The sequence below is a fragment of the Halomonas sp. RT37 genome (genome assembly GCF_040070525.1).
Classification (GTDB): domain Bacteria; phylum Pseudomonadota; class Gammaproteobacteria; order Pseudomonadales; family Halomonadaceae; genus Halomonas; species Halomonas litopenaei.
In genome coordinates, this window is the sequence record NZ_CP098827.1 from 2255775 (window position 1) to 2266052 (window position 10278).

A 10278-nucleotide genomic window follows, 5' to 3' on the forward strand; every position below is an offset into this window, starting at 1 on the left:
CTAATGGATCCGGTGCCGGCTGCCCAGTGCGAGGGTCCACGGCCATGTCGGCGTCATGCTTCGGAGAGGGTCGGTGTCTCGATATTGTCGACCAGTACCTGGAGCATGGCGCGGGCGGCCACCGACAGCTCGTGGGGGTTCCAGGTGACCACCCCCACGGCGCGCTCGATGACGGGATCCTTGAGCGGGCGGCAGACCGCGCCGGCCTCCTGCATCTGACGCAGGCACAGCGAGGGCACGGCGCTGACGCCCAGGCCATTGGCCACCATGCGCCCGACGCTGGCGAGCTGATGGGTCTCGAAGGCTACCTTGAGGGCCCCGTGGCGGGCACCGAGCTGCTGCTCCAGCAGGCGGCGTACCATGGAAGGCCGCTGCAGCGCCACGAAGTCCCAGCTCATCAGGCTTTCCCAGTCGAGGCTCGAATGCTGTACCAGAGGCGAGCGTGGGGGCAGCACGGCCACGAAGCGGTCGTGAAACAGCGCAGTGAAGTGCAGGCTGCCGGTGGCCTCCGGCTCGAAGGCGATGCCCATCTCCACCTGGCGCTGGCGCACCATGTCGATCACCTGCTCGTTGACCACGTCATGTACGGTGACGTTGATACGCGGGTGCTGGCGGTGAAACACCCCCAGCGCCGGGGCCAGCAGATTGCCGGCAAAGGCCGGCATGGCGGCCAGGGAGAGCCGTCCAAGTTGCAGGGTGAAGCGTTGGCGCAGGGCGTCCTCGGTGTTGTCCCATTCCACCAGCAAGCGTTTGGCCAGTGGCACCAGGGACTCACCTTCGGGGGTCAGGCGGACGCTTCGGGTCGTGCGGATCAGCAGTCTACCGCCTAGGCTGTCCTCGAGACCCTTGATCGCCAGGCTCAGCGCCGGCTGGGAGAGGTGGAGCTGTTCACAGGCCTGGGTGAAGCTCAGGGTTCTGGCCACCGCCAGAAAGGCACGCAGTTGCTTGACGGTCACGACATGCTACCAAGGTCAAATTTATTTAAAGATATAAATAATCAATAAAGAAAACAAACTTAACAAATATATGGGGGCGAGCAACACTGCCTTCAGTGCTACCTTGAGGCAGGGCGGGGCACCGGAACGGTGCCGGTTCGCCACCTCTCCTTTCACTTTCATCGACAGACGAGGCGCCCCACATGGCCGGATTCGACAAGCGCGTGTATTCCTATGAAGAGGCGATGGACGGCATCGAGAGCGGTATGACGGTGCTGGCCGGAGGCTTCGGTCTCTGCGGCATTCCGGAGAACCTGATCGCCGAGATCAAGCGTCGCGGGGTCAAGGACCTCACGGTGGTCTCCAACAACTGTGGCGTCGATGGCTTTGGCCTCGGGGTGCTGCTGGAGGATCGTCAGATCAGCAAGATCCTGGCCTCCTACGTGGGCGAGAACGCCCTGTTCGAGCGTCAGATGCTCGACGGCGAGATCGATGTGCAGCTGACCCCGCAGGGGACCCTGGCCGAAAAGATGCGCGCCGGTGGTGCCGGTATTCCCGCCTTCTACACCGCGACCGGCTATGGCACCCCCATCGGTGAGGGCAAGGAAGTGCGCGAATTCGACGGTCGCCACTATATCCTCGAAGAGGCCATCGTCGGTGACTTCGCCATCGTCAAGGGCTGGAAGGCCGATCGCTACGGCAATGTGGTCTATCGCAAGACCGCCCAGAACTTCAATCCCATGGTCGCCACCGCCGGCAAGATCACGGTGGTCGAGGTCGAAGAGATCGTCGAGCCGGGCGAGCTGGATCCGGCCGAGATCCACACGCCCGGTATCTACGTCGACCGCCTGATCCAGGGCACCTTCGAGAAGCGTATCGAGAAGCGCACCGTACACCAGGGCTGATCAGGCGCATCGCCCTGACGCAACGACTTCTCCAAAGAACAGCAAAGAGGCATCAAGATGGCACTCACTCGTGAACAGATGGCGCAGCGTGTCGCGCGCGAACTCGAAGACGGCTTTTACGTGAACCTGGGCATCGGCATTCCGACCCTGGTGGCAAACTATATTCCGGAAGGCATGGACGTGATGCTGCAGTCCGAGAACGGTCTGCTCGGCATGGGGCGTTACCCCACCGAGGAAGAGGTCGATCCGGACATGATCAACGCAGGCAAGCAGACCGTCACCGCGCGTCCGGGGTCGGCGATCTTTTCCTCGGCGGAGTCCTTCGCGATGATTCGCGGCGGTCACGTCGACCTGACGGTGCTGGGCGCCTTCGAGGTTGACCAGAACGGCAACATCGCTTCCTGGATGATCCCGGGCAAGCTGATCAAGGGCATGGGCGGAGCCATGGACCTGGTGGCGGGTGCCGAAAACATCATCTGCACCATGACCCACGCCTCCAAGGACGGCACTTCCAAGCTGCTGGAGTCCTGCAGCCTGCCGCTGACCGGTGCCGGCTGCATCAATCGTGTGCTGACCGATCTGGCCTATCTGGAGATCGATAACGGCGCCTTTATCCTCAAGGAGCGGGCACCGGGCGTCAGTGTCGAGGAGATCAAGGAAAAGACCGCCGGCAAGCTGATCGTGCCGGATGACGTCCCGGAAATGGTCTTCGACTGACCAAAACGCCCTTTGACCAGCGTCACCCTTGCCGAGCCAGCATGTTCTGCTGGCTGATACCTTGAGCGAGAACAAGGTTTTGGCACCCTCGCAGCGGGCCGGCTTACGCCGGGCCCGCTGGCGTTTGCGAGACCCTGTCGCGGTTGCCGAATTTATGACCATCTTGAGTCCGGTGCCGCAGTGATCGGGCTTTTGGACGGTTCAAACGCCTTGATGCACAGCTTTATCCACAGAATCTGTGGATGAACCTCGTGGGAGGGATGGAGAGTCTAGCCCTGGCAGGTACAATGCGGCGCCCAGGTCACTGGTCGAGACGGGCTCTCGGCCGGCCATTCGCCATCGCCACGGAGGTCTGTGTTGCGCGCACTCCCTGCCACTCTCCCGGTTCTGTTCCTGTGTGAGATCAGCTTCCTGCTGGGTCACGGTCTGATCATGACCCTGCTCGGGGTCCGCATGTCGCTGGAGGGCTTCCCCTCCCAGATGGCGGGGCTTCTGATGTCGAGCTTCTCGCTGGGGTTCGTGGCCGGAAGCTACTGGCTCGAGAAGCGCATTCGCAGCGTCGGCCATATTCGCGTGTTCGCCGCCTGTGCGGCGTCGCTGGCAGTTACCGCCATGCTTCATGGACTGTGGATCAATCCCTGGGCCTGGCTGGTCTGGCGGCTGATCGGGGGTGGTGCCACGGCGGGCCTGTTGATGGTCATGGAGTCCTGGGTGTCGGGGGAGTCCAGCAACGATAATCGCGGTCGCGTGCTGGGCTGGTACATGGTGATTTCGACCACCTCGCTGGCCGGCGGCCAGTGGATGCTCAATCTGGCCGACCCGGGCGGCCCGGTACTGTTCTCGGTGGTGGGGATGCTGTTTGCGCTGTCGCTGGTCCCGTTGTCGATTCATCGTATCCAGGGGCCCAGTCGTCACCACGACGTGACGCCGCGCAAGATTCGTCTGTCGACCCTGTATCGGCGGGCGCCGGTGGGCCTGGTCGGTGCCTTTACCGGCGGCCTGATGGTGCAGGCGTTCTTTGCCATGACTCCGTACTACGGTCAGGAAATCGGCCTGACCACCGCCCAGACCGCCAAGTTCATGGCGGTTACGACTCTGGTGGCGCTGGTCGCCCAGTGGGGGCTGGGACGGGTTTCGGATCGTCTCGACCGGCGTCGCGTCATTCTGTGGATGGCGATCGTGATGACTGTCACCGGTGCTCTGATCTCGGCGGCGGCCGGTGCCAGCTTCTGGCTGCTGCTGGCGATCGCCTGCGGCCACACTGCCATGCTCCATACCCTGTACTCGCTCAGTCTGGCCCATACCAATGACTGGCTCGAACCCGAGGAGGTGGTCGCTGCCAATGCCAAGCTGATGATCTGGTACGGCATCGGCTCGGTCATCGGGCCTTTCAGTGCCTCGCTGGTGATGCAGGCGGCGGGTCCCGACGGACTATGGCTGTTTCTCGGCATGGCGGCCTTTGCCCTGGCCATGTTCGTGATGGTCAGGCTCCACGGTGAGCGGGGCAAGTCGGTCGAGCAGGAGCCCTTCGTCGCTCAGCCGGTGATGGAGACTCCGCACTTCGCCGAGATCGATCCCCGCTACGAGCCCCAGCAGCTTGAGCTGGACCTGGAGGGTGAAGAAGAGCACACAGCCGACGCCGTCGGCTAACGCCCGGCGTCAGGTGATTTCGCAGCGGCTGTGGGGTGGCAGCATCACGTCGGCGGTGCGCTGCTGGCCCGCACTGGCCTGTTTTTCCAAGAGCAGCAGGCCGCCGAGCTGCACCCGATGTTCATCTCCCTGGGCGAACGCCAGACGCCGAGAGCAGGTCGGGTAGAAGCGGTGTTCGACCATCGCCGACAGCGGGAGCGCCAGATCCTCGTTCTGTCCGGCGTGCAGGCCATGTTGCTGGAGTGCCTGGTCCAGCTCGACCAGGCTTCTGTCGAGTCTGCGGCAATCGAAGGCGACGTGATGCACCCGGGGGCCCATGACCGCCAGCCAGCCGGCCAGTGGATGGGCGCGATGAAGCTGCTGGTAGCTGTCCCAGTCAGGCATCGACCAGGGTCGGTTGGCGCCAAGCAATGGGGTTCGTTCTGCGTTGCCGGTGGCGACCAGCTTCAGCAGAGTATCGCGAGGCTGACGCGACAGACGGGTGGTCTGCAGCTCGACGATGTTCAGTCTCGGCCCTTCTTCACGGCCGGCGAACAGGCAGGCGAGCAGGCCTCGGTCGGGAAGGGCGTAGCGATATAGAGGGCGGTAGCCGTGCTGTTCAAGATCCGGCAACAGGGAGGCCAGGCTCCAGGGGGACTGGCTCACGGTGACCAGCGTGAAGCACTCGACCGGCGCATCCACCGGCCACAGGCGCAGCGCACCGATGTCAGGGTGCTGATGGACGTAGTCCAGCCACAATTGCTGAACGAAGCGCTGCTGCTCTGTCATTGCCGATCCTTGCCTGCCAGGAAGCCTGTTCTGTGAGTATAGGCAGGAAGGAGGGACGATCTTTCAACGACGGGCGAACGTTCAACGGTTTCGGCGGCCAGACGGGTGAGGGCAAGCTCTGTTGGCCAGGATGGGCAGGGCAGGTGGCATGACCAGGCGCACGTTTCGTGGGGTCTTCAGCAAGAAAACGGGAAGCCCGTGTGGGCTTCCCGTCTTGTTACCGGCTGTGCCGTCGGTTCAGGCAGGCATCAGCTCATTGTCGCGAACGTACTGGTCGAACTCGGTAAAGCCGCCCACGTGGGTCTGGTCGACGAAGATCTGCGGCACGGTGGTGACCGGCTTGCCGATGGTCTTTTCCATATCGGCCTTGGTGATGCCTTCTTCGTGGATGTCCACGTAGCGGTAGCCCTCGATGCGACCGGCGTCGCTCAGGGAGTTGGCGAGCTCCTTGGCACGTACGCAGAAGGGGCAGCCGGGGCGACCGAAGATGACAACAATCATGAAAGCTCCTCGCATCGTTGATGCAGTGGGTAGTGTTGAATCAGCGACCTGTCCGGCGCCATGCGGCGGGACGGTCAATGAGTAAGTGGATGGCGCGCATTGTGACGGATTGCGTCGCGGAAGGCCAATAGCGTTGCTGAATGCCGTCCGATCGAACACGGCTATCGACATGGCGAAAAGTCGACGCTCAACCGATACCGATATCGCGCAATTCCCCTGCGTCGGCCTGGCGCAGCAGCTCTCCGAGTTCGTCGAAGATCGCCGGGGCGCTGACCAGCAGGTTCTCGCCGTAAAGGTCCTCGGGCAGGCCCTCCGGGCAGGGATACAGGTGCCCGGTGCGGGCGCCGGCCTCTCGGGCGATCAGCCAGCCTGCGGCGAAATCCCAGGGAGAGACGGTTTCGTAGTAGGCATCCAGGCGACCACAGGCGACATCGCACAGGTCCAGGGCGGCGGCGCCGTTGCGACGCACATCGCGACAGTGGTGAAGCACCGCGCCAAGGCGTCGCATCAGGGGCAGACGGCTGTCACGCCGGTACGGAAAGCCGGTACCGACCAGGCTCTGCTCGAGGGACTCGCTCTGGCTTGCGCTGATCGACTGTCCATTGCGCCAGGCACCCTTGTCGCGTATCGCGGTGAAGGTCTCGCCGAGGAAGGGGGCATGGACCACGCCCAATTGGGTGACGCCATCCTTGACGTAGGCGATGGACACCGCCACATGGAAAAGCCCGTGGGCGAAATTGACGGTACCATCGATGGGATCGACCACCCACAGGGCGCCATCTTGTTCCACGGCATCCTTGTCGGGGGCCAGCTCCTCACTGAGGCGGTCCTCGCCGGGGAAGGCCGATTCCAGGCGTTCGGTGATCATGGTGTCCACCGCCACGTCGGTATCGGTGACCAGCTCCTGGCCTTCCTTGAAGTGATGCTTGAGGTCGTCACCTTCGCGGGCATCGCGGATCATCTTGCCAGCCGCCGTGGCGATGTCGATGGTGGCTTCCAGACGTTCCTCGAGGGTCATGGGCGACTCCTTGCAGGGGGAGGGATTTTGGCTGAAGTCTAACATTCCCGTTCGGCGCGTGCCTGTGGGAGTCGAGGACAGTAACGGGGTATCAAGGGTTCAACAGTGACAGGAAGGTGTGATGTCTGCGTTATCGATGGAGCAGTACCGGCGGCTGGAACGTCTTGCCAGGGAATTCAGTGATCGTCACCTGCGGGCGTTCAAGGCGCGCCCGGAGTTTCACCCCCGGCTTGCGGTGGATGCCTTGTGTTTTGCGCCCTGTCCTGGCCGTCCTGGATGGCTGGTTGGCGCCTGGCTGACGCCCTGCGACCTGTCGCTGGCGCTGGTGCGGGAATCCGCCGAGGCGTGCGATACGGGCACGGCCGGGCCTCAGGTGCTGGAGCTGCCAAGGGGGGAATTCGAGCTGGAGCCGGAAATCATGGCCGGGGACATATTGTGGCGCTGCCTGCTGTTGAACGACCTTGGCGATGTCGACGACATGGGCGAGGCCTGTCGCCTGGCACAGCGGCTGATGGACAAGGTGATGACGGCCCCCGAGTGAGCGATCGAGACCTTTGTCCGGCTGGCGCTGCAATGCAGCACTGGCATATGCTGGGATGCTGATGTAGGCATTGGCAGGCATCGTCATCAGCGACGCCACCCGTTCGACGGGTGATGTGTTCCAGACCCAGAGGAGAGCAATAGTGAGCGATCATTCCACTCCCAGAGTTGCCCTGGTGACAGGCACCAGCAGCGGCATCGGTGCGGCGGTCGTCGCCCATCTGCGTGCTCAGGGGCATCAAGTCCTGGCGGTCGACTTCAACCCGGCCGGACGGGAGGTGGCCGAGGCCGAGGGTGCGGTCTTCCACGAGGCCGATCTCACCCAGGCCGAGGCCTGTCGCGGCGCCGTCGATGAAGCCCTGAGGCGCTTCGGGCGGCTGGATATTCTGGTCAACAACGCCGGCATCCAGCACGTCGCTCCCATCGAGGAGTTCCCCCAGGAAAAATGGCGTCAGATCATCGATCTGATGCTGACCGCGCCCTTCCTGCTGACCCAGGCGGCCTGGCCGTCAATGCGCGAGAATGGTTGGGGGCGCATCGTCAATATCGCCTCGGTCCATGCCCAGGTGGCCTCGCCCGGCAAGGCCGCCTACATCAGCGCCAAGCATGGCATGATCGGACTGACCAAGACCGCTGCGCTGGAAGGCGGCGCCCAGGGCATCACCGCCAACGCCCTGTGTCCGGCCTACGTCAAGACGCCACTGGTGGACAATCAGATCGCCGACCAGGCCAGACTCCATGGGATGGAGGAGCAGGAGGTGATCGAACAGATCATGCTCAAGAATGCCGCCGTTAAGCGCTTGATCGACCCCTCCGAGGTGGCGAGCCTGGTCGGGTATCTTGCCTCGGATGCGGCCGGTGCAGTCACCGGCGCCAGCTGGAATATCGATCTGGGCTGGACCGCCCAGTAAAGCACGCTGTTGCAGAGCCTCCGTTGCAGACCTTTCTGTTTCAGACCCTCTGTTGCAGACCCCCTGGCGCTTGGCCCTTCGTGTTGAGAGCCTGGGGGTAAAATGCACGGGTGCAAGAACCTCTGATCTAGAGGTGCCTGGCGCAATGAAGGACGGTAGGGAAGGCCGGTAGAGAGAAGGACGGTAGAGAGGGCCGGTAGAGAAGGACGGAGAGACACCCGACGTCGGGCATGCACTAGCGTGCTGAGCTCAAACAAGAGACGCAGCCCTTGGGCTGCGTCTCTTTTGTATCGGGTGTCCGCTGTATCGGGCGTCTGCTTTAGCGCGGGGCTACTGTCTCGAGAGCTATCACCAGCGGCGTACGATGGTTTCATCAACGCCGGACTGGCCGCTTCTGCAGCTTGCGCTGCAGGGTGCGACGGTGCATGCCGAGCGCTCTGGCGGTGGCCGAGATGTTGCCGTCGTGTTCCTGCAGCACCTTCTGGATATGCTCCCAGGTCAGGCGGTTGATCGACGGGGGATTGTCCGCCACCTCGGTCTCGGGATTGCCCTCACGCTGTTCCAGGGCGCTGAGTACCTCGTCGGCGTCCACTGGCTTGCACAGGTAGTTGACCGCGCCGAGCTTGATCGCCTCCACCGCCGTGGCGATGCTGGAGTAGCCGGTCAGCACCACGATGCGGCAGTCGGGAACCACCTCCAGCAGTTCGGGCAACAGCTTCAACCCCGAGTCCTGGTCGAGCTTGAGGTCCAGGGTGGCGACCTCAGGCTGGTGGCGACGCGCCAGTTCCAGCGCCTGGGTGGCGTCATGGGCCACCTCGACCTCGTGGCCGCGGCGCTGCATGGCGCGTTCGAGTACGTGGCAAAAGACCTCATCGTCATCGATGATCAGTAGCCGGTGTGCGGTGTCTTGCATGATGTCCTCGTGAATGGAGACTCAGCCGACGCGGGGCAGGGTGACCTCGGTCAGGGTGCCGCCGTCGTGATGATTATACAGACTGACGCCCCCGCCGAAGCGATTGATGGTGGCATGGGTCAGGAACAGGCCGATTCCCAGTCCCTTGCTCTTGGTCGACACGAAGGTCTCGCCGAGCTGGTCGGCGATCGACATGGGGATGCCTGGCCCATGATCGCGGATATCGATGATCACCTTGTCGGCGGTCCAGTCGAGCTGGATCTCGATATCGTCTGGCTGGGCGTCGGCGGCGTTGTTCAGCAGGTTGGTCAGCGCCTGGTCCAGGGTGGTATCCACCGCGATCGATGGCTGGCCGCGTCGGCGTGCGACCTCAAGGCGATGGGTAACGTCCGGGCGCAGCACCAGCCAGCGGTCGATCACGCCATCGAGCCAGCTCTGGGCGTCGCGGGTCTCCGGCTCGTCCTTGCGCCTGAGGTCGGCGCTTTCGACCAGGTTGCGCAGGCGCGCCTTGCAGGTGTCAACCTGCTGGCGCAAGAGGTCGATATCTTCCACCAGCCTGGGGTCGTCGTGGTGTTCGTTCTTGAGTTCGGACAGTACCACCGCCATGGTCGACAGCGGCGTGCCGAGTTCGTGGGCGGTGCCGGCGGCCTGGGTCGCTACCGCCAGCACCTGTTCCGAGCGCAGCGCCGCCTCGCGAGTCCGAGCCAGGGTCTGGTCGCGATGGCGCAGGGCGTGGGCCATCTTGTAGATGAAGAAGGTCACCAGCCCTGCCGACAGGAAGAAGTTGAGCCACATGCCCAGCACGTGAAGGTTGACGCTGGAGGCGTAGTGGGAGCCCAGCTGCGGCACCGGATGGTAGACCACCATCAGGGCGCTATAGGCGGCCATGGCGGTGAGTGCCAGGATCCAGGCGTGACGCCAGGGCAGGGTGGCGGCGGCGATGGTCACCGGCACCAGATAGTAGGTGATGAAGGGATTGGTCGCACCGCCGGTAAAGTAGAACAGCAGGGTCAGCCCGGCCACGTCCAGCAGCAGGTGGATCAGGTACTCGTGATGGCTGACATCCCTGGGCCGGCCCAGGCGCCACCAGGTGGCGATATTGATCAGGCCCATGGCGACGATCACCGCGATCACCGCAGGAACGTCGAGGGCGAAGTCCAGCAGCTCGATGCCGACGATGATGGCGACCAGGAAGCCGGTCCAGGTGATGCCGCGTACGAAGGTCAGGCGGATCAGATTGCGGTTGGGCGTCGACAGCGGCAATGGAAGGGCGGCAGGCATGATCTCTCCCTCGATGAGTGGCGGCATGATAGCGCATCGCAGCCCCGGCCGTCGTGGGGCGCGCGCTACAGGCACGGCGCCCGGATCGGTGGCTCCGCTCCCAGGGGCATGCGCACAAGGGACAAGGTCGTTGGCGGTG

11 protein-coding genes are annotated in these 10278 nt (G+C 63.6%); 5 read left to right on the plus strand and 6 right to left on the minus strand.

The window, feature by feature from the left end; all coding sequences use genetic code 11:
• Positions 1–53 precede the first annotated feature (53 nt).
• A complete protein-coding gene (locus NFG58_RS09570) occupies positions 54–956 on the minus strand; it encodes a LysR family transcriptional regulator (RefSeq protein WP_108133579.1) in 903 nt (300 codons plus the stop codon).
• 182 nt (positions 957–1138) lie between these two features.
• Here NFG58_RS09570 and NFG58_RS09575 point away from each other — a divergent pair, with 182 nt between their 5' ends.
• The 3 genes from NFG58_RS09575 to NFG58_RS09585 all read left to right on the plus strand — a co-directional run bounded on the left by NFG58_RS09575 (position 1139) and on the right by NFG58_RS09585 (position 4207).
• Positions 1139–1840: a CoA transferase subunit A gene (locus NFG58_RS09575; RefSeq protein WP_348828049.1), complete on the plus strand. Its 702-nt coding sequence runs from the start codon at positions 1139–1141 to the stop codon at positions 1838–1840.
• A gap of 57 nt (positions 1841–1897) precedes the next feature.
• Entirely contained in the window at positions 1898–2557 is a 660-nt protein-coding gene (locus tag NFG58_RS09580; protein ID WP_045991471.1) for a CoA transferase subunit B, read from the plus strand.
• A 357-nt stretch (positions 2558–2914) separates the two neighbouring features.
• A complete protein-coding gene (locus NFG58_RS09585) occupies positions 2915–4207 on the plus strand; it encodes an MFS transporter (protein WP_045991470.1) in 1293 nt (430 codons plus the stop codon).
• 9 nt (positions 4208–4216) lie between these two features.
• Here NFG58_RS09585 and NFG58_RS09590 read toward each other — a convergent pair whose 3' ends face one another.
• From NFG58_RS09590 to NFG58_RS09600, 3 genes are all read right to left on the minus strand, one after another.
• Positions 4217–4975 carry a DUF1338 domain-containing protein gene (locus NFG58_RS09590; RefSeq protein ID WP_348828050.1) on the minus strand — a complete coding sequence of 253 codons (759 nt, stop codon included), beginning with the start codon at positions 4973–4975 and terminating at the stop codon, positions 4217–4219.
• Positions 4976–5212: 237 nt separating this feature from the next.
• Positions 5213–5476: a GrxA family glutaredoxin gene (locus NFG58_RS09595; protein ID WP_045991468.1), complete on the minus strand. Its 264-nt coding sequence runs from the start codon at positions 5474–5476 to the stop codon at positions 5213–5215.
• A gap of 187 nt (positions 5477–5663) precedes the next feature.
• On the minus strand, positions 5664–6494 hold the full coding sequence (locus NFG58_RS09600; protein ID WP_108133581.1) for an inositol monophosphatase family protein: 831 nt from the start codon (positions 6492–6494) through the stop codon (positions 5664–5666).
• A gap of 121 nt (positions 6495–6615) precedes the next feature.
• On the opposite strand from NFG58_RS09600, the gene hybE reads away from it, so the two are divergent.
• Positions 6616–7035 (plus strand): [NiFe]-hydrogenase assembly chaperone HybE, encoded by a 420-nt coding sequence (hybE, locus tag NFG58_RS09605; protein ID WP_108133582.1) that lies wholly within the window; start codon positions 6616–6618, stop codon positions 7033–7035.
• 139 nt (positions 7036–7174) lie between these two features.
• Positions 7175–7945, plus strand: coding sequence for a 3-hydroxybutyrate dehydrogenase (locus NFG58_RS09610; RefSeq protein WP_108447995.1), 771 nt, complete (start codon positions 7175–7177; stop codon positions 7943–7945).
• A gap of 373 nt (positions 7946–8318) precedes the next feature.
• Here NFG58_RS09610 and NFG58_RS09615 read toward each other — a convergent pair whose 3' ends face one another.
• Positions 8319–8858 (minus strand): response regulator transcription factor, encoded by a 540-nt coding sequence (locus NFG58_RS09615; protein ID WP_045991464.1) that lies wholly within the window; start codon positions 8856–8858, stop codon positions 8319–8321.
• Between the two features lie 21 nt (positions 8859–8879).
• A complete protein-coding gene (locus NFG58_RS09620; RefSeq protein WP_045991463.1) occupies positions 8880–10139 on the minus strand; it encodes an ATP-binding protein in 1260 nt (419 codons plus the stop codon).
• Positions 10140–10278 lie beyond the last annotated feature (139 nt).